Here is a 20,156-nt window from a genome sequence, read left to right on the forward strand (position 1 = left end):
CTTCCGTACGGGGCGTCAGCCGGGAGTTCCGGATCTGTTTCCAGCCGGGCCCTCCGGGCGCGGTTCAGGTGATCGGTCTGCCCAGGAAGGCCAGGAGGCGGGTCTGCTCGTCGGCGCCCTGGGGGGCGGGGAGCTGGGGGGCGAGCCGGCCCGCCGCGCGCAGGTCGGCGGCGATCATGTGGGCGGTCGCGAAGGCGTGGTGGACGAGGTCGGGGTCCAGGCGGGTCGGCTGGCCGGTGGCGCGGGCCAGGTCCCAGGCGTGCACCAGCGGCTCCAGGATGTAGCCCTCCAGGAAGTCGCCCAGCGGCAGCCGGCCGAGGGCCCCGACCGGGACCGGGCGGCTCAGGCCGTCCGGGGTCAGCGCGGCGGCGGCCTCCTTGCGGGCCGTGCGCCACGCCGACGGCGCGTCCCCGGAGGCGAACCGCGCCGGGTCGGTGGTGACGTCCGGCTCGGGCTCCCCGGTCGCCAGCGAGCGGACCAGGTACTGGCCGCCGATGACGTGGCCGGCGACGTCCCGGGCCGTCCAGCCGGCGCAGGGGGAGGGGGCGTCCCAGCCGTCCTGGGGGACGCCGGCCAGCAGACCTTCGAACAGGTCCAGAGCCCGGTGGTAGCCGCTGAGGTTGTGAGCCATGGTGGTCAGTGACCCGCGATCGGACCGCGCTGTCAAGCGCTATCGCGAAGGTCGTCCGGACGGCGGGCGCGGACCCGGCGGGCGGCGCGGCCGCGCCGCCCGCCGGGCGGTCAGGCCGGCGGGGCGCCGCGCTCCCGGAGCATCGCGTTCATCTGCGTGATCTCCGAGAGCTGCCCGGCGACCATCGTCCGCGCGAGCCGCCGCACCTGGTCGCGGCCGGTCCGGTCGAGGACGGCGCGGGCCATGGCCACGCCGCCGCGGTGGTGCGCGGTCATCAGCCGGAGGAACAGCACCTCGGCGTCCTTGCCGGACGCCTTGCGCAGGTCGGCCAGTTGCGCGTCGGTCGCCATCCCGGGCATGGCGGCGCCGGTCGCGGGGGCCGGCATGGCCATCCCGGCGTGGCCGGACATCCAGCGCATCGGGCCGGCCGGGTCGGTCTTGGGCAGGCCCCACTGGTCGAGCCAGGCCGTCATCATGCCGATCTGCGCCGACTGCGTGTTGATGATGTCGTAGGCCAGCAGCCGGACGGCCGCGTCGGACGTCCGGTCACGGACGATGAACGACATCTCCACGGCCTGCGCGTGGTGGGCGCTCATGTCGCGGGCGAACCCGGCCTCCGGCCCGTCGGCGGCCGGTTCGCCCGACTTCCAGGCCGTCGTGCCGAGCAGCGTCGCGGCGGCGAGCAGCACCAGGGCGGCGATGGCGACCGTGATGCGCCGGCCGCGGGGCCGGGCGCGGTCGTCCGGCAGAGGGCCGGTCACGGGGTGTCCTTGGCGCCGTCGCAGGCGGCGCCCGGCTCGGGGGTCTGCGGGCCCTTGACGAACGAGCGCAGGAACCGGTCGACGCGCGCGTCACCGGCGTCCTGCAGCTTGAGCTGGTGGCCCCAGGCGGTGAGCGCGATCGGCGCGTCCAGCGTCGGGTACGGGCTCAGGAACGTGTAGTCGGTCCGCTCGACCTTGGCCTTGAGGGCGTCCAGCTGGGCGGCCGGCAGGCCGGGGCGGTAGGTGATCCAGACGGCGCCGTGCTCCAGGGAGTGGACGGCGTTCTCGTTGCGCAGCGCCTGGTCGTAGACGCGGCCGTCGCAGTTCTGCCAGACGGGGTCGTGGTCGCCGCCCATGGGCGGGTTCCCGTCGTAGCTCACCGTTCCGGAGACGTGGTTGCGGCTCAGGCCGTCCTTCACGACCACGCCCTTGATGGACGAGGCGGCGTCGGCGGACGACGGCCTGGACTGCACGAACGCGTAGCCGATGGCGACGACCGCGACCAGGCCGATAACGGTGAAGAAGGCGATGCTGCCCCACGGCACCTGCCGCTGCGTCAGGGCGTTCTTCTTGCGGGCTTGCTTGTTCCGGGCGCTCTTGGACATAGAGCGGTCCTCTCAGGGGTCTCAACGGGTGTACGGACGTGACGGCATCGCCGGCCGGCGCGGATATGCGCGCGGCGGTGCCGTTGGCCTTACGGCCGGTCCGTCACAGCCGGAGGACTTGAAGGGAGGCCAGGGAAACGGGGGAGAGGACGCCACGGGACGGCGGTGCGGGCGTCCGGCCCGAGCGGGCGGGCATGCGCAGCACCGCGCGGCGCCCCACGGTGAGGCCCAGCAGCATGAGCGCGAACAGCACGGCCAGGCAGAGGCATGCGTCCATGGGGGCCAGCGGAGGGAGCCTCAGCGGCGCGCTGAGGGACGTCTCCGGGGAGCCGTGATGGTCAGGGACCCCATGGGCCGACGGGGCAGGGGCGGAATGGGCAGGGGCGCCGTGGTGCATCGCGGCGGCGACCCCGGCGGGCACGCTCATCCCGTTCTCGATGCAGACCCGGTCGGGCGGGGCGTGCCCCAGGCCGTAGCTGAAGACGAGCCCGGCCACGACGAGCAGCGCCACGAGCAGGCCCGCCTGCCCATGGCGCCGGCGGTGGGCCGTACCGGACATCGTCACGCTCCTGATTGTGCCTGCTCTCGGCCGGTGACAACGACGCGGCGGGACGACGGGTTCCCCGCCGGTCTCGGACTCTAGGCGGAGACCGATACCCTCCTGTCGTATCAGGCGAGCCGCGCCGGGCGGCTGGATGATGAACCCCATGCGGCGTTCAGGGGGTACGGAGGCGATTCTGCGACGCGAGACGACCGGCCGCCGCCCAGTGGTGGCGGCCGTGCTGCAGGTCCTGCTGATGGGCGTGGTGATCGGGGCCTACGAGCTGGGCCGCCATTTCGCCGACGGCCGTCCGGCCGATGCGTTCGCGCACGCCCGGTGGCTGTGGGACCTGGAGCGCACGCTGCATCTGCCGGACGAGTCGGCGTTCCAGAAGTGGTCGCTCGGCTGGGACGGCTGGGTGCGCGCCGCGAACGAGTACTACGTCCGGGTGCACTTCCCGGCGATCGTGCTGTTCATGGGGTGGATGTGGTTCCGGCACCGGGAGGGCTGGCCGCGCGTCCGGGTCGTGATCGCGGTCACGGCGGCGGCGGCGCTGGCGCTCCACTTCGCCTTCCCGCTGGCGCCGCCCCGCATGCTGCCCGGGCACGGCTTCATCGACCTGATGAACGTGTACGGCCCCAGCTCCTACAGCTCCAAGCCGGGGGAGGGCATGGCCAACCAGTTCGCCGCCATGCCGTCGCTGCACGTCGGGTGGGCGCTGCTGGTCGCCTGGGGCGCCGTCCACTACGGCCGGGGCCGCTGGCGGTACATCTTCGCCGCGCATCCCGTGCTGACGTTCCTCATCGTGGTCGTCACCGCGAACCACTACTGGACGGACGGGATCGTCGGCTGCACCATCGTCGTCGTCACGCTCTGGGCGACGTCCAGGATCGCGGCGCTGTCGGACCGCGAACCCGAGCAGACGGGAATGTCGCTGCGGCGAGATAGTGTCGGAGCGTGACCAGTAGGGCGGAACCGGACCAGCCGGAGGGGCTTTTCGACGACCCGGCGGCCGACACCGCGAGCCCGCCGCGAGGCCGTGACGGCGGCCCCTCCGCGGCGCCCGTGACGGCGGCGGAGGCGGACCGGCAGCCGCTCGCGGTGCGGATGCGCCCCCGCGCGCTGGACGAGGTCGTCGGCCAGGGGCACCTGCTCGGCCCCGGCACCCCGATCCGGCAGCTCGTCGACCGCGACGTCCCGATGTCGCTGGTGCTGTGGGGCCCGCCCGGCACCGGCAAGACCACCCTCGCCACCGTCGTCAGCCACGTCACCTCCCGCCGGTTCGTGGAGATCTCCGCGGTCAGCGACGGCGTCAAGCGGGTCCGCGCCGAGATCGACCTGGCCCGCCGCGAGCTCGGCATGGCCGGGCGGCAGACCGTGCTGTTCGTCGACGAGGTGCACCGCTTCAACAAGGCCCAGCAGGACGCGCTGCTCCCGGCGGTGGAGAACCGCTGGGTGTCGTTCATCGGCGCCACCACCGAGAACCCGTTCTTCTCCGTGATCAGCCCGCTGCTGTCGCGGTCGCTGCTGCTCACCCTCGAACCGCTCGGCGAGGACGAGCTGCGCGAGGTGATCCGCCGCGCCCTCGCCGACGAGCGCGGCCTGGACGGCGCGGTCGGCCTCGACCCCGCCGCCGAGGACCACCTCGTCCGGCTGGCGGGCGGCGACGCCCGCCGCGCCCTCACCTACCTGGAGGCCGCCTCCCTCGTCGTGGACGACGGCGCGGTGATCGACGCCGACGTGCTGGAGAAGGCCGTCGACCGGGCCGCCGTCCGCTACGACCGCGAGGGCGACCAGCACTACGACGTCATCAGCGCGTTCATCAAGAGCATCCGCGGCAGCGACGTCGACGCGGCGCTGCACTACCTCGCCCGCATGATCGAGGCCGGCGAGGACCCGCGGTTCATCGCGCGGCGCCTGATCGTCCACGCCAGCGAGGACGTCGGCATGGCCGACCCGACCGCGCTGCAGACGGCGGTCGCGGCGGCGCAGGCGGTGGAGTTCGTCGGGCTGCCCGAGGCCCGCATCAACCTCGCGCAGGCGGTGATCCACCTGTCGCTGGCGCCCAAGTCCAACGCGGTGATCATGGCGGTGGACGGGGCGCTCGGCGACGTCCGCAAGGGCCTGGCCGGGCCCGTCCCCGGGCATCTGCGGGACGCGCACTACAAGGGCGCCGCGAAGATCGGCCACGGGCAGGGCTACAAGTACGCCCACGACCATCCCGGCGGGGTCGTCCGGCAGCAGTACGCGCCCGACGCGGTCGACGGCCGCGAGTACTACCGGCCGACCCGGCACGGCGCCGAGTCCCGCTTCACCGAGGTCCTCGCCCGGATCCGCTCGGTGCTGCGCGGCGCCGCCGACCGGTGAGCCCGGCCGATGAGGATCGATCTTCCGGTGCCGTGCTCCGGGCATCGGCGGCGCGGGCCCGCTACTCTGCCGGGAACGGCCCCGGGCGCGGTCCCGGCGCGCCGGCCGCCCGGCCGGCGCCCGCCGCCGCCCGGGCCCTGACCGGCGCCCGCGCCCCGCGCGCGTGCCGGTAAGGTCTGTCAGGCCAATGCCCGGCCAGGGCCGGAACCACAGCGAACGGAAGCCCTCATGCTCACTGGTGGACAGCTAGCAGGTCTCATCGTGGCCGTGTTCTGGGCTGTGCTCGTCGCGTTCGTCGCGCTGACGCTGCTGCGCCTCGCCCGGTTGCTCGGCGAGGCGAGCAAGCTCGTGCGCGACCTCGGCGACCAGGCGGCCCCGCTGCTGGACGACATGACGACCACGGTGAAGCGGGCCAACGAGCAGCTCGGCCGCACCGACGTCATCACCAAGCAGGTCGCCGGCGTCACGCAGAACGTCTCGGCCGTCACCACCGTGATGACCTCGGTGGTCGGCGGGCCGCTGGTGAAGGCCGCCGCCTTCTCCTACGGGGTGCGCAAGGCGCTGAGCGGCCGCGACGGCGACGGCCGGTCCGCCGAGTCCGGGCGTCCGCAGCTTCAGGCCCGCTCCGCCGGGAAGGGGCGCAAGTGAAGAGGCTGTTCTGGCTGTCGGTCGGCGCGGGCGCGGGCGTCTACGCCACGCACCGCGTCAAGCGCCGGGTCGAGCGGTTCGCGCGCAGCTGGTCCCCGGAGGGGGTCGCGGCGCGGGCGGTGACGACCGGGCAGTCCGCCGGCGAGCGGTTGAGGCTTTTCGCGGCGGACGTGCGTACCGGGATGCAGGCCCGCGAGGAGGAGCTGCGCGAGGCCGTCCGGATGGACCAGGCTCCGCCCGAGGCCCCGGGGCCGCGGCCCCGCCGGGTGCTGCGGGCGCGTTACACGATCATCGACGACGAGAAGGATGGCCACTGATCATGGAGTCGGCAGAGGTGGCGCGCCGCTTCCTGAAGTTCTTCGAGGAGCGCGGGCACACGGTGGTGCCCTCCGCCAGCCTGGTCGCCGAGGACCCGACCCTGCTGCTGGTGAACGCCGGGATGGTGCCGTTCAAGCCGTACTTCCTCGGCCAGCGCACCCCGCCGTCGCAGCGGATGACCAGCGCGCAGAAGTGCGTCCGGACGCCCGACATCGAAGAGGTCGGCAGGACCACCCGGCACGCCACGTTCTTCCAGATGCTGGGCAACTTCTCGATCGGCGACTACTTCAAGGAGCAGGCGATCCCGTTCGCCTGGGAGCTGCTGACCCGCTCCCGCGCGGACGGCGGCTTCGGCTTCCCCGAGGACAGGCTCTGGGTGACCGTCTTCCAGGGCGACGACGAGGCCCGCGACCTGTGGCACAACAAGGTCGGCGTCCCCCTCGACCGCATCCAGAAGCGCGGCATGGAGGACAACTTCTGGTCGATGGGCGTCCCCGGCCCCTGCGGCCCCTGCTCGGAGATCTACTACGACCGCGGACCCGAGTACGGGCGCGAGGGCGGCCCGGTCGCCGACGAGGACCGCTACCTCGAGGTGTGGAACCTCGTCTTCATGCAGTTCGAGCGGGGCCCCGGCGACAGCAAGACCGACTTCCCGATCCTCGGCGACCTGCCCGCCAAGAACATCGACACCGGCATGGGCCTGGAGCGCATGGCGGCGATCCTGCAGGGCGTCGACAACATCTACGAGACCGACACCCTGTGGCGCGTCCTCGACCGCGCCGCGAACCTGACCGGCTCGGCCTACGGGCGCGACCACCGCGCCGACGTGTCGCTGCGCGTCATCGCCGACCACGTCCGCAGCGGGACGATGATGGTCGCCGACGGCATCCGCCCCGGCAACGAGGGCCGCGGCTACGTGCTGCGCCGCATCCTGCGCCGCTCCATCCGGAACCTGCGGCTGCTCGGCGGCCAGGACGCCGGGCTGATGCACGAGCTGACCGGCGTCGCGATCGCCGCGATGGGCGAGCAGTACCCCGAGCTGGTCCGCACCGCCGCCAACATCCACACGGTCATCGACGCCGAGGAGGAGTCCTTCCTCCAGACGCTGCGCACCGGCACCGCGATCTTCGACACCGCGGTGGAGGAGACCCGGCGCTCGGGCGGGCGGACCCTGGCCGGCGCGCAGGCGTTCAAGCTGCACGACACCTACGGCTTCCCGATCGACCTGACCCTGGAGATGGCCTCCGAGGCCGGCCTGCAGGTCGACGAGGACGGCTTCCGCCGGCTGATGAAGGAGCAGCGGGACCGCGCCAAGCAGGACGCCCGCGACAAGAAGACCGGCAACCTCGACGTGTCGGTCCTCGACGAGCTGCTCACCGGCGCCGGCGGCCGGGTCGACTTCACCGGCTACCACGACGTCACCGCCGACGCCCGGCTCGTCGGGCTGCTGGTCAACGGCGCCAACGCGCCCGCGGCCGGCGAGGGCACCGAGGTCGAGGTCGTCCTGGACCGCACCCCGTTCTACGCCGAGGGCGGCGGCCAGCTCGCCGACCAGGGCGTCATCCGGCTCGGCAACGGCGCGGTCATCGACGTGCACGACGTGCAGGCGCCGCTGGCCGGGCTGATCGTGCACCGCGGCCGGGTCCGCAGCGGCGAGGCGCAGGCGGGCGACTCCGCGCACGCCGAGATCGACCTGACCCGGCGCGCCGCGATCTCCCGCTCGCACACCGCGACCCACCTGGTGCACGCCGGGTTCCGGCGGGCGCTCGGCGAGTCCGCCGCGCAGGCCGGCTCGGAGAACTCGCCCGGCCGGTTCCGGTTCGACTTCACCGCCTCCGGCGCCGTCCCGCCGAGCGTGCTGCGCGACGTCGAGGACGAGGTCAACGAGGTCCTGATCGGCGACCTGGACGTGCGGGCGTTCCACACCTCCATCGACCAGGCCCGCGCCATGGGCGCGCTCGCGCTGTTCGGCGAGAAGTACGGCGACGAGGTCCGCGTCGTCGAGGTCGGCGACTACTCCCGCGAGCTGTGCGGCGGCACGCACGTCGCCCGGTCCGGGCAGCTCGGCCTGGTGAAGGTGCTGGGCGAGTCGTCCATCGGCGCGGGCGTGCGCCGCGTCGAGGCGCTCGTCGGCATCGACGCGTTCCGGTTCCTGGCCCGCGAGAGCGTGCTCGTCGCGCAGCTCGCCGAGCAGATGAAGGCGCGCAAGGAGGAGCTGCCCGAGCGCGTCTCCGGCATCGTCGGCCGCCTCCGCGAGGCGGAGAAGGAACTGGAGAAGCTGCGCTCGCAGCAGATCCTCGCCGTCGCCGGGTCCCTCGCCGACGGCGCGAAGGACGTGCACGGCACCGCGTTCGTGGGGCACCGCGCCCCCGACGGCACCGGCGCCGACGACCTGCGCAAGCTCGCCGTGGACGTGCGGGGCCGGCTGCAGGCCCGGCCCGCCGTCGTGATGGTCGCGGGCGTGCCGAAGGACCGTCCCGTCGTGGTCGTCGCCGTCACCCAGGGCGCGCGCGAGCGCGGCCTGAAGGCCGGCGCGCTCGTCGGCCTGGCCGCCAAGACCCTCGGCGGCGGAGGCGGCGGGAAGGACGACCTCGCGCAGGGCGGCGGTGCGAACCCCGCCGCGATCGACGACGCGCTCGCCGCGGTCGAACGAGCCGTAGGGGCCGCGTGAGCCCCGCCGGCGGGTTAGGGGGCGGCGCGCGATGAGGCCCGTGCGCGGCGCGGCGGCGGACGCCGGGCGCCCCGGACCGTCGAGCGGAGCGAGGCGATGAGGCAGGGCGTGCGGCTCGGGGTGGACGTGGGGAGCGTCCGTGTGGGGGTCGCCCGGTGCGATCCCGGCGGGATCCTCGCCTCGCCCCTGGAGACCGTGAAGGCGGGGAAGGGTGAGATCGACCGGATCGTCGGGCTCGTCGCCGAGCACGAGGCGATCGAGGTCGTCGTCGGGCTGCCGACGTCGCTGTCGGGCCGGGAGGGCCCGGCGGCGCAGTCGGCGCGCAGGTTCGCCGCCAGGCTGGCGGACCGCCTCCCCCCGGAGGCGGTCCGGCTGTACGACGAGCGGCTCACGACCGTCACGGCCGAGAGCGGGCTGCGGGCCGGCGGGGTCCGGGGCCAGGCGCGCCGGAAGGTCGTCGACCAGGCCGCGGCCGCGGTCCTGCTTCAGGCGGCCCTGGACGGGGAACGGTTGACCGGGCGCCCCCCAGGCGAGATCGTCCGGGGGAGCTCATGAGCGATTTGGACCTCTTCTCCGATCCGTACGGTGATCCGTACGGCGAGGGGCAGCCGCAGGAACCGCCGAGCCGGCGGGACCAGCGGCGCGCCCGCAAGCGGCAGAAGCGCCGCCGCCGCAGCGGCCGCGCGGCGTTCCTGTTCGCGCTGGCGTTCATCGTCGCGGTGTTCGGCACCGGCGGCGTGTTCGGCGCCGCGATCCTGGACAACCGGCTGCACCCGCCGGACTACTCCGGCTCCGGTTCCGGCAATGTCACGGTCCAGGTGAAGGACGGCGCGAGCGGCGCGGTGATCGGCGCGACGCTGCAGGAGCACCACGTGGTGAAGAGCACGCGGGCCTTCGTGAAGGTCTACAACGGCGAGACCCGCGCCTCCAGCATCCAGCCGGGCTTCTACCAGATGCGCCGCGAGATGTCGTCGAAGGCGGCGATGGCGCTGCTGCTGGACCCGAAGTCGCGGGCCGGCAACCAGATCACGATTCCCGAGGGCCGCCGCGCGCTCGAGATCTTCCAGCTGCTGTCGAAGAAGACCGGCATCCCCGTCCGGGACTTCCAGGCGGTCGCGAAGAGCACGCAGGGACTGGGGCTGCCGTCGTACGCGGGCGGGAGGCTGGAGGGCTTCCTGTACCCGGGCCGCTACGACCTCGACCCGAACGGGTCGGCGCGGAACATCGTCAAGCAGATGGTCGACGCGTTCAACAAGGAGGCGAGCGGCTCCGACCTGGAGGGCAAGGCGAAGGAGGCGGGCCTGAGCCCGCTGAAGGTGCTGACCCTGGCCAGCCTGGTGCAGGCCGAGGGCGGCAAGCCCAGCGACCTGCCCAAGATCTCGCGCGTGATCTACAACCGGGTGAAGACGGGCATGGCGCTCCAGTTCGACACCACCGTGCTGTACGCGCTGAACAAGCGGACGCTGGACGTGCGGAACAAGGACCTCGAGGTCGATTCGCCGTACAACACCTACAAGCACAAGGGCCTGCCGCCGGGGCCGATCAGCAACCCCGGCCCGGACGCGATCGAGGCCGCGCTGTCGCCCGCGTCCGGGGACTGGCTGTACTTCGTGGCCACGGACCCGACGCACAAGGTCACGAAGTTCGCCACCACCGACGCGGACCGCCAGAAGCTGGAGCAGGAGTTCCGCGAGTGGCAGAAGAAGCACCCGAACGGCTGACGCGTGGCGGACGGGAACGAGCAGGTGGGGAGCGGGCAGGTGGGTGACGTGCGGCGGGCCGCCGTGCTGGGATCGCCGATCGCGCATTCGCTGTCGCCGGTGCTGCACCGGGCGGCCTACGCGGCGATGGGGCTGGACGGGTGGCGCTACGACGCCGTCGAGTGCGGCGAGGACGGCCTGGCCCCGCTGCTGGACGGCCTCGGCCCCGAATGGGCGGGCCTGTCGCTGACCATGCCGCTCAAGCGGGTCGCGCTGAAGCTCGCCGACTCGGTGTCGGACCTGGCCGAGCACGTCGGCGGCGCCAACACCCTCGTCCTGCGGGACGGGCGCCGGCACGCCGACAACACCGACGTGCACGGCATCGTGGCCGCGCTCACCGAGGCGGGCCTCGGCTCGCCGGGGACCGTCCTGGTGCTGGGCGGCGGCGCCACCGCCGCGTCGGCACTGGCCGCGCTCGCCGAACTGGGCGTGAAGGAGGCGGTCCTCGCGGTGCGCAGCCCCGACCGCGCCGCGGAGGCGGCCGGCGCGGGCGAGCGCTGCGGGCTCGCGGTGCGGGTCGCCACGCTCGACCGCGTCGCCGACCACCTGCCCGCCGGGCTGGTGGTGTCGACGCTGCCGGGACGCGCCGCCGACGCGTTCGCCGGTCCGGTCGCCGCGTCCGGCGCGGCGCTGTTCGACGTGGTCTACGCGCCGTGGCCGACCGCGCTGGCCGCGGCGGTCGAGCGCGCCGGCGGCACGGTCGTCGGCGGTTTCGAGATGCTGCTGCACCAGGCCGCCCGGCAGGTGGAGCTGATGACCGGCCGCGACGACGTGCCGGTCGCGGCGATGCGCGCGGCGGGCGAGGGCGAGCTGGCCCGCCGCGCCGCCGCCTCCGCCGGCTGAGACGCCGCGGGCTAGGGCGCCGCCGGGGGCGGGCCGCGCGGCGTCCGCCGCCGTTTCAGCGACTCGTCCACGCTGGCCAGCACGATCGGCACGATCACGCTCAGCCAGAAGTCGCGCCACCCCCACGCGCCGAGCGTGACGCCGAACGCGCTGGTCACGCAGACGAAGCCGAGCACGAGCGCCGACCAGTGCCGCCGCACCAGCGCCACCGGGTCGACGATCCGGCGGTGCGGCAGCAGCGCCGCCACCGGCAGCTCCCGCGCGTGGGCGCGCTGCACGACGGTCGCGTCCGGGTACCAGTGCAGAACGTCGGCGGTCCCGGCGAGCGGGACGCGGGTGAGCGCGATCAGCGTCTCCAGCCGCCACCACAGCGTCCACAAGGACGTGCGGGCGCCGCCCGGCAGGCCGTTGCGGCGCGGATCGGCGACCTCGCCGCGCGCCAGCGTCCGGAAGGCGCGGGCGATCGTCGGGCCGTGCGGGCCGCGCGGGTCGTGCAGCAGGGCCGTCAGCGCGATCGGCAGCCCGTAGTGCCACAGGGCCAGCCGCCACACCGGCCGCGACCCGAGGCCGTGCGGCGACACCTCGTAGGTCTCGATCCAGGTGTGCTCGTCGTCGGGGTCGAGGTGCGCGAGCAGCCAGTCGTAGGCGTCCAGCAGCCGCTCGGTCCGCAGCCGGGGGCGTGCCTCCGCCAGCGTGACCAGGACGAACGCGGTGTGCGTGACGGTCGGCGCGGCCGCGGGCACCGGGCCCCAGGCGGGCCGGTGCGCGGTCCGGTCGGCGGTCAGCCACTCCACGCCCCGGTCCACCGCCGGGTCGTAGGGGTTGAGCTGGGCGAGCGCGCGCAGCGCCAGGCAGGTCTGCCACACCCGGGACGCGGCCCCGTACAGCGAGCCCCAGCCGCCGTCGGGATTCTGGTTGCGCAGCAGCCACCGGTAGGCCCGCCGCAGGTCCGGGGCGTCCTCGCGCAGGTCGCAGCGGGCGCGGGCGAGGAACCGGGCGATCCAGCCGGTCGCCTCCACCACCGGCATGCCGAGGCTGGTGCGGGTCGCCCAGCCGCCGTCGCGCAGCGCGTCGGCGGAGGCGGCCTGCCGCTCGGCCAGGAACGCCAGGCCCTCGTCGAAATGCTCGAACGGACGGCCCGCCTCCACGAAGGCCAGCAGCCCGAGCGCCGTCGCGGTCGTGCCGGGTTCGGGGCGGGCCAGCTCGTGGTACCAGCCGCCGCCGGTGCCGGGCGCGGGCGCGTAGGTGTCGCGCAGGACGTCGAGGGACTCGTTCAGCCGGGCCTCCAGGACGGCCATGTCGATGACCGGTGCGGCGACGGCGCGGGCGCGGGAGGACGCGGTGGCGGAAGCGGCGGCGCGGGGCGCCTGTGCGGGGAGCGGAGGGGTCTGGTTCACGATGTTGCCTTCTGTCCCCTATGTGCCCGTTTAGCCATGCTTTGTACCCCATGGGTTTTATGTCTGTATCGGCCGCCGCACAGATCACCGGCGCCCGCCGCCGGGCACGCTGGAAGGCGACCGCCCGTGCGTCCCGTGGTGCTGGAGGAGGCGTTGGCCGAGCCATCGGTGGAGCCCGGCCGTGAGTGCGTGCTGTGCCCGCCCCTCCGCTACCGGATCAACGCCATGGCCGACCTGCCGGGGGAGGCGTCCGTCATCGCCAGGGACCGCGACTTCCTGCTGATGCCCGACGTCGCGCCCCTCGCCGACGGTCACCTGCTCCTCGTCACGCGGCGGCACCGCCAGTGCGCGGGCGACTTCGGCGAACCGCTGTGGGACCGCGCGCTGCAGTGGCGCGACCACGTCGCCCGCCTCTACCGGCAGGCCTACGGCACCGGCGAGTTGCTGCTGTTCGAGCACGGGCCCGCGCTGTCGCAAGGCGGCGGCGCGTGCATCGACCACGCGCACTGGCACCTCCTCCCCGGCGTCCACGGGATCCGCGCCGTGGTGGAGGGGCGGGGCCTGCCGGGGACGCCCGCCGGATACGCGGCCCTCCGGGCGCGCTTCCGCACCGGCCACTCCTACCTCCTCATCGAGGAGCAGGGGACGGCCACCGTCCATCCCGGCGACGGGGTGCGCGGCCAGTTCCTGCGCTGGGCCGTCACCGTCGCCCTGCACGGCGAGACCGCAGGGAACGCGGTGCCAGCCATGGCCTGGCGCTGGCAGGAGACGTTCGGCCTCCCCGACAGCCGCCGGCGGTTCCTGCGCACCGTACGCGCGATGCGCCGCGCGGCGGCCGCCCTCGACCGCCCGCCGGAGCACGATCACCGCGACGACAGCCACCAGTAGAGCTCGCACGCCGCCAGCCGGTCACCGAACCCCGTCCGCTCGGCGCCGTCGCGGTATCCGGTCGGGTACTCCATCAGCAGGTGATCACGCCGGTAGGCCAGCACCCGCTCCAACCGGGTGGCGCCGAACCGCAGCAGCCACAGCGGACGCCCGGCGACCGCCCGGTCCAGCACGGGCGAGAGCGCCCGCACCTCGCCCGGCCCCGCCGGCACCGGCCGCCCGAGCAGCCGCGCCAGCGTCGGCGCCTCGGAGATCACCACGTCCGCGGCCGACAGCAGCGGCAGCACCTCCGCCGCCGGAAGCCGCGCGTCGACGTCGTGTGGGACCAGGTCGAAGGCCACCAGCGTCCCGGCCGCGCGGGCCGTCCGCGCCGCCGCGTGCAGTGCCGCCCGCGACACCGGCGACAGCAGCGAGTACCCGTCCAGGAACAGCGCGTCCGCCCGGCGGATCCCGGCCGCGGCGGAGCGGACCTCGGACTCGGTGAGCCGCCGGCCCGGCGCGTCCTGCTCGGCCACCAGCAGGCGGACGCCCGGCCCCTCGCCGGACGGCCGGTCGCGCACCATCAGCGTCACCCCGTTCGCCGCGCCCGGCTCGACCCGCAGCCGGTCCCGGGCGCCGATCCTGCGCAGCTCCCGCCGGATCACCGCGGTGAAGTCGTCGTCGCCCACCTTCGCCAGCACGCTCACCCGGCGGAAATGGGCGACCGCGCACCGGGCCAGGTTCACCGCCGTCCCCGCGACCAGGACCCGGGCCGGCGCGTAGCAGAGCCGGTCGGCGGTCAGCTCGCCGAACCGGACGTCGTCCAGCGCGGCCCGCACCTCGATGCGCACGTCACCGATGACGACGAGGGAGAAGCGGCGCCGGCCGGTCCCGTCCAGACCGGGCCACCGCACGGGGGAGGGGACGGTTCCGGCGCCGCCCGTGCCCGCGCCCATCCGGCCGGTCAGCCGGGAAGCCGCAGGAACGCCCGCATCACCGGACGCAGGCTCGGGATCAGCTCGTAGGCGCCCAGCTCGTGCAGCGGCACCCAGGCGCAGCCGTCCAGGTGGTCGCTCTCGTCCCGGTTGCCGAAGCCGACGTCGAACGTCAGCGGACGGCAGCGGCGTGCCGCCGCCACGACCCGGATCAGCCCGCCCGGCGCCGCCGGAGACCGGTCGGCCATGAACCACTGCCAGAGGTGGAACGGCGGGCCGGGATCGACCTTGAGGCCGACCTCCTCCCAGACCTCCCGCCGGATGTGGTCGTCCAGGTCCAGGTCGTCCTCGACCTCCAGCCGCCCGCCCGGGACCTCCCAGCGGCCGGGGTGGAACGGGTCGGAGGCCGCCTTGCGCACCAGCAGCAGCCGGCCGGCCGCCACGATGAACGCCTTCTGCGCGAACTGCAGGCGGACGGGTGACGAGGCGGTGAGGAAGCCGGCCGAGCCGGTCTCGACTGAGGGCATCGCGTGAATACCTCTCTGGCACCGGCCCCACCGGGCCGTCCTGGCATCACCGTAACAAGGCGGACGCCCAGCGCCGGGGCACCCGTCCGGCCAGAAGACCGTCACCTTCGCGCGCGAATCGACGGCCGTACGGGGATTCGCGACCGGTACGTCCGCGGAGGTGATGTCGCAAGCGCGGTTGCGACCCCGGGGGCAGGCGCGGACGCCGGGCGCCCGCCGGCCGGGAATGCGGCGCTCCGCGGGCGGGTTGTACGGGTCGGCGTACTTCGAGCGCGAAGACGCGGATCCTGGGCGGCGCAAGCGGCTTGCGCAGGTGATAGTCTTAGTGCCCGACCGGCCCTGTGGGCATGACCGATGAGGTCGTGCGCGCGGGGCGCTCAAGCGGAGGCCACCTCCCACCTGACCGGCCGCGAGGCCGGTGGGTATCGGTCCGGCGAACGAGCCGCGCGCTCGTTCCGCCGTCGTCCCCGGACGGTTCCGCCGTACGGGGAGACCGAAGGTGGCCCCGTACGTGAGTCGTGCGGGGCTTTTCGCGTGAGAGCCTCGGGGTACGACCGGTCCCAGAACTTAGAACGGCCCCAAGGAGGTCCCATCAGCGCCGAACCGCGTATCAACGACCGCATTCGCGTGCCCGAGGTCCGGCTCGTCGGCCCGAACGGCGAACAGGTGGGCATCGTGCCCATCGCCAAGGCCCTTGAACTCGCGCGTGAGTCGGACCTCGACCTGGTCGAGGTGGCGCCCACCGCGCGCCCGCCCGTCGCCAAGCTCATGGACTACGGCAAGTTCAAGTACGAGTCCGCGATGAAGGCGCGTGAGGCGCGGAAGAACCAGGCGCACACGATCATCAAGGAGATCAAGCTCCGCCCGAAGATCGACCCGCACGACTACGAGACCAAGAAGGGTCACGTGGTGCGGTTCCTGAAGGCCGGGGACAAGGTGAAGGTCACGATCATGTTCCGTGGTCGTGAGCAGTCCCGCCCCGAGCTCGGTTTCCGGCTGCTGCAGCGGCTCGCCGACGACGTCGAGGACCTCGGCTTCGTCGAGTCGCGGCCCAAGCAGGACGGCCGCAACATGATCATGGTGCTCGGTCCGCACAAGAAGAAGGCGGAGGCCAAGGCCGAGCAGCGCGCGGCGACCCGCGAGCACGACGCCGCGCACGACCCGGCCTGACCGGACGCCCGACCGCGCGAGCGCGACGCCGGCCGTGAAGGCGGCCACGGCGCCCGGTCGTGAACGCCCGACCGCGGTGCCCGGCCCGGTGCTGCCCGCACGAGAGCGGGGCGCACCGGGCGCGGTGCCCGCGTGACCGTGGTGCCGGATCGGCCGCGACGCCGGTCCGGCCGCAATGCCCGCGGCCCGCGAGGGCCGCCGGACCCCCGCTCCGGCGGCGGGCCCGTCCGCGGCCCCGTGGCCTTCGCGGGGTCGTTACGCACGTACATTGAAGCCTGACCTGGCGCGCCGCAGCGTCCCAGCGCGACGCGCCGATCAGGTGCGCTCCCGTGCCGCCGCACGGGGGCCGGAACGAGGGAGACGACGGCGACCATGCCGAAGACCAAGACCCACAGCGGTGCCAAGAAGCGCTTCAAGCTGACCGGCTCCGGCAAGGTGATGCGCCGCCGCGCCAACAAGAACCACCTGCTCGAGCACAAGCCCACCAAGCGGACGCGCCGCCTGTCCGGCCCGGCCGTGGTGGCCGACGCCGACGCCAAGAACATCAAGAAGCTGCTGCGCAAGTAGCACCGACCGGCAACATCGACGACCGGCCGGCGCCAGGACGGCGCTCCGGCCCCCACGAAGGAGTCAGCACGTGGCACGCGTGAAGCGGGCGGTCAACGCCGCCAAGAAGCGTCGGGTCGTTCTGGAGCGGTCGAGCGGCTACCGCGGCCAGCGTTCGCGGCTGTACCGCAAGGCCAAGGAGCAGCAGCTCCACTCGATGACCTACGCCTTCCGGGACCGCAAGGACCGCAAGGGCCAGTTCCGCCGGCTGTGGATCCAGCGGATCAACGCCGCCGCCCGCGCCAACGGCATCACCTACAACCGGTTCATCCAGGGCCTGAAGGCCGCCGAGGTCGAGGTCGACCGGCGCATGCTGGCCGAGCTCGCGGTGAACGACGCTCCCGCGTTCGCCGCCCTGGTCAAGGTGGCCAAGGACGCCCTCCCGGCGGAGGCCGCCTGAGCCGGGCGACCTGGCGACGGGCGGGTACGGCGACATGGCGGGCCGCGAGCTGACCTCTATCCGATCACCCCGGGTGAAGGCCGCTCGCCGGCTCGCCAAACGCGCCTTCCGGCGCCGTGAGGGGCGGTTCCTCGCCGAGGGGCCGCAGGCGGTGCGGGAGGCGCTGGAGATCCCCGGCGGGCTGGCCGAGCTGTTCACCACGGCCGAGGCCGAGTCCCGGCACCCCGACCTGGTCGGCGCCGCCGAGCGCGCCGGTGTCCCGGTGCTGCGGGTCAGCGGCGAGATCATGGCGGAGCTGGCGCAGACCGTCACGCCGCAGGGGCTGCTGGCGGTCTGCGGGTTCGTGGACGTCCCGCTCGCGGGCGCGCTGGAGGCCGGCCCCCGGCTGGTGACGGTCCTCGCCCACGTCCGCGACCCCGGCAACGCCGGGACGGTGCTGCGCACCGCCGACGCGGCGGGGTCGGAGACGGTCGTGTTCACCGACGCGTCCGTCGACCCCTACAACGGCAAATGCGTGCGCGCCTCGGCGGGCAGCCTGTTCCACCTGCCGGTGGTGGTCGGGCCGCGCTTCGACACGCTGATCCCGGAGCTGAAGCGGGCGGGGCTGAGGGTGCTGGCCGCCGACGGCGCCGGTGATCGCACCCTGGACGAGGCCATCGACCAGGGGCTGCTGGCGCAGCCCACCGCCTGGGTGTTCGGCAACGAGGCGTGGGGGCTGCCCGAGGAGATCCTCCGGCACGTGGACGAGGTGGTCCGGGTCCCGATCTACGGCCGGGCCGAGAGCCTCAACCTGGCGACGGCCGCGGCCGTCTGCCTGTACGCCTCGGCGCGGGCGCAGCGCGGGGCCTGAACCCGCGCCGGGACGTCGCGCGGACCGGGCCGGAGCCGAGGACGGGCGGGGCCGCGAGCGCCCCGCCGGACACATGCGAGCGCACCCCGCCGGACACGTAAGAGCGTCCGCGACGGTTCAATGCGTTGCGCGGCCGGTTGGCCGCAAGCGGTCGTCTCCGGGCCCGTTTCGTGGCCGGTGAGCTGCGAAGATGGTCTTCCCGTGAGCGGAGGGGCCAGGGGGCCCGCCGGCACGGGGTACTCATTCCCAGGTAGGAGCGGGATACCGGTCCGGCGGTGGATCTCATCCGTCCGGCCCGCTGCCTACGGTGTTGACCAGGGGCGTTGACCAGGGCGGCAACGGTGCCGCGCAGAGTGGGGGCGAACGTGATGTCCGAGGAGACCAGGCCGGCGAGACGGCCGGGCCGGCGCGCGCCGGAGGTCCGGTGCCGGACGGGCGTCGCGCAGGCCGCGCCCAGCGGCTCCGCGGCACCCGGGGAGGGCTTCTCCGGTACCGGACCCCAGGACGCGGCGGCGCTCGGCGCGACCGCCGCGCCGGCCCCGGTGGCCGGCCTGGCGATCGAGGTCGCCGAGCGGCGGCCCGGGACCGCGGTCGTCACGGTGACCGGCGAGATCGACCTGCACACCGCGGACACGCTGCGGGCCCGGCTGGTCAAGGCGCACGCCGCGGGGGCGCGGCGGCTGGTGGTCGACTTCGCCGCGGTCCCGTTCTGCGACGCGGCCGGCCTCGGCGCGCTCGTCGGCGCGCACAACGAGATCTCCGGCTCCGGCGGCGAGATCGTGCTGGCCGGGGTGCGGCCGGCCCAGCTGCGGCTGCTGCGCATCACCGGGCTGCACCGGTTGTTCGCGCTGCACCCGGACGTCGCGGGCGCGCTCGCCGGCTCGCCGACCGGCTCGCGCTGACGCCCGCCGCGACCCGTTCCGGGCCCCTCCCCGGCGGCTACAAATGCCTTGCCGCAAGGCGTTCTCCGGGTCCCGCAAGGGGCCCGACTGCGGATAGAGTCTCTTCTCGACAGGCCGCGCTCTACCGGTGTTCTGGAGGCCGCTGTGGGCGGAGAGGAACCCCCCGGCGCGGCCGCGCGCGCTCTTTCCGGGCCGGGGCAGGCCGACGACCTGCCCGACGGGCTGCTGGTCGCCGACCGCGACGCCCGCGTCGTGGTGTTCAACACCGCCGCCGCGCGGATGACCGGGATCGCCGCCGCGGCCGCGCTGGGCCGCGACTTCCGCGACGTCCTGCCGCTGCACGACGCCGAGGGCCGCGACTGGTGGAAGTGCCTGGCGCCCTACGAGGGCCTCGTCACCCGCACCCGGCACCCGGAGCGGTCCCTGTTCCTGCCCGGCGGCACCGAGCTGCTGGTCACCGCGGGCTACCGGCGCGGCGAGGGCGGCCGGGTCGAGCGGTTCACCGTCTGCCTGCGCGACGCCCAGCTCCGCGCCCGCCAGGAGCGCGACCGCGCCGACCTGGTCTCCACGGTCGCGCACGAGCTGCGCTCGCCGCTGACCAGCGTCAAGGGCTTCACCGCGACGTTGCTGGCCAAGTGGCACCGCTTCAACGACGACCAGAAGCGGGTCATGCTGGAGACGGTCAACGCCGACGCCGACCGGGTCACCCGGCTGATCACCGAGCTGCTGGACGTGTCCCGGATCGAGGCGGGCCGGCTGGAGATGCGCCGCCAGGTCGTCGACCTGCCGGACGAGGTCCGCAAGGTGATCGCGGGCCGGGTCGCGGCCGGCGACGCCGAGGACCGGTTCCGGTTCGAGGTCCGCGGCGAGCTGCCCGAGATGTGGCTGGACCCCGACAAGATGGACCAGATCCTCGGGAACCTGGTGGAGAACGCGGTGCGGCACGGCGCCGGCACCGTCACCATCGTGGTGGAGCCGGACGCGCACAAGGAGGGGGCGGCCGTGTCGGTGCGCGACGAGGGCGAGGGCATACCGCCCGAGGCCGTCCAGCGCGTCTTCCGGCAGTTCTGGCGCGGCCCGGGGGGCAACCGGCGCGGCGGCACCGGGCTCGGCCTGTACATCGTGAAGGGCCTGGTCGAGGCGCACGGCGGCGCGATCACCGTGCGGCGCGCGCCCGGCGGCGGCGCCGAGTTCCGATTTACCGTGCCCGCCGGGGCCCCCGACCACGCGAGCTGAGCCCTTCCGGGCCCGGCCGCCGCCGCGGAAGGGCACCGGGCGGGCCGCGCGTCACGCGCACGCTTTCCGGATCTTCACCGCCCGCGCACTAGACTGCGGGCGTCCCACGCCGACCGGAGTC

At 74.3% G+C, this 20,156-nt stretch carries 22 protein-coding genes; 15 read left to right on the plus strand and 7 right to left on the minus strand.

Features of this window, described 5'->3' with window-relative positions; all coding sequences use genetic code 11:
* Positions 1-64 precede the first annotated feature (64 nt).
* The 4 genes from ACA514_RS46535 to ACA514_RS46550 form a co-directional block, all read right to left on the minus strand.
* Positions 65-631: a TIGR03086 family metal-binding protein gene (locus ACA514_RS46535; protein WP_375047950.1), complete on the minus strand. Its 567-nt coding sequence runs from the start codon at positions 629-631 to the stop codon at positions 65-67.
* 110 nt (positions 632-741) lie between these two features.
* Positions 742-1,392, minus strand: a complete 651-nt coding sequence (locus tag ACA514_RS46540) for a DUF305 domain-containing protein (protein WP_375047951.1) — start codon at positions 1,390-1,392, stop codon at positions 742-744.
* The gene (locus ACA514_RS46545) at positions 1,389-1,997 is read right to left on the minus strand and encodes a DUF3105 domain-containing protein (protein WP_375047952.1); all 609 of its coding nucleotides are present in this window, start codon (positions 1,995-1,997) and stop codon (positions 1,389-1,391) included. Before ACA514_RS46545 ends, ACA514_RS46540 begins: the two co-directional genes overlap by 4 nt.
* 103 nt (positions 1,998-2,100) lie before the next feature.
* Complete coding sequence (locus ACA514_RS46550) at positions 2,101-2,562, minus strand: hypothetical protein (protein ID WP_375047953.1); 462 nt, start codon at positions 2,560-2,562, stop codon at positions 2,101-2,103.
* Between the two features lie 142 nt (positions 2,563-2,704).
* On the opposite strand from ACA514_RS46550, the gene ACA514_RS46555 reads away from it, so the two are divergent.
* From ACA514_RS46555 to ACA514_RS46590, 8 genes are all read left to right on the plus strand, one after another.
* Positions 2,705-3,499 (plus strand): phosphatase PAP2 family protein, encoded by a 795-nt coding sequence (locus ACA514_RS46555; RefSeq protein ID WP_375047954.1) that lies wholly within the window; start codon positions 2,705-2,707, stop codon positions 3,497-3,499.
* 146 nt (positions 3,500-3,645) lie between these two features.
* Positions 3,646-4,905 carry a replication-associated recombination protein A gene (locus tag ACA514_RS46560; RefSeq protein ID WP_375047980.1) on the plus strand — a complete coding sequence of 420 codons (1,260 nt, stop codon included), beginning with the start codon at positions 3,646-3,648 and terminating at the stop codon, positions 4,903-4,905.
* A 228-nt stretch (positions 4,906-5,133) separates the two neighbouring features.
* Positions 5,134-5,553, plus strand: coding sequence for a DUF948 domain-containing protein (locus ACA514_RS46565; RefSeq protein WP_375047955.1), 420 nt, complete (start codon positions 5,134-5,136; stop codon positions 5,551-5,553).
* Positions 5,550-5,870: a hypothetical protein gene (locus ACA514_RS46570; RefSeq protein ID WP_375047956.1), complete on the plus strand. Its 321-nt coding sequence runs from the start codon at positions 5,550-5,552 to the stop codon at positions 5,868-5,870. Before ACA514_RS46565 ends, ACA514_RS46570 begins: the two co-directional genes overlap by 4 nt.
* A gap of 2 nt (positions 5,871-5,872) precedes the next feature.
* Positions 5,873-8,542 carry an alanine--tRNA ligase gene (gene alaS / locus ACA514_RS46575; RefSeq protein ID WP_375047957.1) on the plus strand — a complete coding sequence of 890 codons (2,670 nt, stop codon included), beginning with the start codon at positions 5,873-5,875 and terminating at the stop codon, positions 8,540-8,542.
* 96 nt (positions 8,543-8,638) lie between these two features.
* Positions 8,639-9,097 (plus strand): Holliday junction resolvase RuvX, encoded by a 459-nt coding sequence (ruvX, locus tag ACA514_RS46580; RefSeq protein WP_375047958.1) that lies wholly within the window; start codon positions 8,639-8,641, stop codon positions 9,095-9,097.
* A complete protein-coding gene (gene mltG, locus ACA514_RS46585; RefSeq protein WP_375047959.1) occupies positions 9,094-10,263 on the plus strand; it encodes an endolytic transglycosylase MltG in 1,170 nt (389 codons plus the stop codon). The genes ruvX and mltG overlap by 4 nt, the downstream gene beginning before the upstream one ends.
* Positions 10,264-10,311: 48 nt before the next feature.
* Complete coding sequence (locus tag ACA514_RS46590; protein ID WP_375047981.1) at positions 10,312-11,145, plus strand: shikimate dehydrogenase; 834 nt, start codon at positions 10,312-10,314, stop codon at positions 11,143-11,145.
* Between the two features lie 11 nt (positions 11,146-11,156).
* On the opposite strand, the gene ACA514_RS46595 is transcribed toward ACA514_RS46590, so the two are convergent.
* Positions 11,157-12,542, minus strand: coding sequence for a prenyltransferase/squalene oxidase repeat-containing protein (locus ACA514_RS46595; RefSeq protein ID WP_375047960.1), 1,386 nt, complete (start codon positions 12,540-12,542; stop codon positions 11,157-11,159).
* A 126-nt stretch (positions 12,543-12,668) separates the two neighbouring features.
* On the opposite strand from ACA514_RS46595, the gene ACA514_RS46600 reads away from it, so the two are divergent.
* The gene (locus tag ACA514_RS46600) at positions 12,669-13,430 is read left to right on the plus strand and encodes an HIT family protein (RefSeq protein WP_375047961.1); all 762 of its coding nucleotides are present in this window, start codon (positions 12,669-12,671) and stop codon (positions 13,428-13,430) included.
* Here ACA514_RS46600 and ACA514_RS46605 read toward each other — a convergent pair.
* Both ACA514_RS46605 and ACA514_RS46610 read right to left on the minus strand, forming a co-directional pair.
* Positions 13,406-14,365: a PfkB family carbohydrate kinase gene (locus ACA514_RS46605; protein ID WP_375047962.1), complete on the minus strand. Its 960-nt coding sequence runs from the start codon at positions 14,363-14,365 to the stop codon at positions 13,406-13,408. The two genes, ACA514_RS46600 and ACA514_RS46605, sit on opposite strands and share 25 nt — an antisense overlap.
* 8 nt (positions 14,366-14,373) lie before the next feature.
* On the minus strand, positions 14,374-14,871 hold the full coding sequence (locus ACA514_RS46610) for an NUDIX domain-containing protein (RefSeq protein WP_375047963.1): 498 nt from the start codon (positions 14,869-14,871) through the stop codon (positions 14,374-14,376).
* A 591-nt stretch (positions 14,872-15,462) separates the two neighbouring features.
* Here ACA514_RS46610 and infC point away from each other — a divergent pair.
* The 6 genes from infC (at position 15,463) to ACA514_RS46640 (ending at position 20,035) form a co-directional block, all read left to right on the plus strand.
* Positions 15,463-16,041: a translation initiation factor IF-3 gene (infC, locus tag ACA514_RS46615; RefSeq protein WP_375047982.1), complete on the plus strand. Its 579-nt coding sequence runs from the start codon at positions 15,463-15,465 to the stop codon at positions 16,039-16,041.
* 372 nt (positions 16,042-16,413) lie between these two features.
* A complete protein-coding gene (gene rpmI / locus ACA514_RS46620; protein ID WP_067468638.1) occupies positions 16,414-16,608 on the plus strand; it encodes a 50S ribosomal protein L35 in 195 nt (64 codons plus the stop codon).
* A gap of 70 nt (positions 16,609-16,678) precedes the next feature.
* Positions 16,679-17,047, plus strand: coding sequence for a 50S ribosomal protein L20 (gene rplT, locus ACA514_RS46625; protein ID WP_151544049.1), 369 nt, complete (start codon positions 16,679-16,681; stop codon positions 17,045-17,047).
* Between the two features lie 34 nt (positions 17,048-17,081).
* Complete coding sequence (locus tag ACA514_RS46630) at positions 17,082-17,897, plus strand: TrmH family RNA methyltransferase (protein ID WP_375047964.1); 816 nt, start codon at positions 17,082-17,084, stop codon at positions 17,895-17,897.
* A gap of 368 nt (positions 17,898-18,265) precedes the next feature.
* Positions 18,266-18,799: an STAS domain-containing protein gene (locus ACA514_RS46635; protein WP_375047965.1), complete on the plus strand. Its 534-nt coding sequence runs from the start codon at positions 18,266-18,268 to the stop codon at positions 18,797-18,799.
* Between the two features lie 144 nt (positions 18,800-18,943).
* Entirely contained in the window at positions 18,944-20,035 is a 1,092-nt protein-coding gene (locus ACA514_RS46640) for an ATP-binding protein (RefSeq protein WP_375047966.1), read from the plus strand.
* Positions 20,036-20,156: the final 121 nt, after the last annotated feature.

It is taken from the genome of Actinomadura sp. NTSP31, from assembly GCF_041951385.1.
In the GTDB taxonomy this organism is placed as follows: domain Bacteria; phylum Actinomycetota; class Actinomycetes; order Streptosporangiales; family Streptosporangiaceae; genus Spirillospora; species Spirillospora napierensis.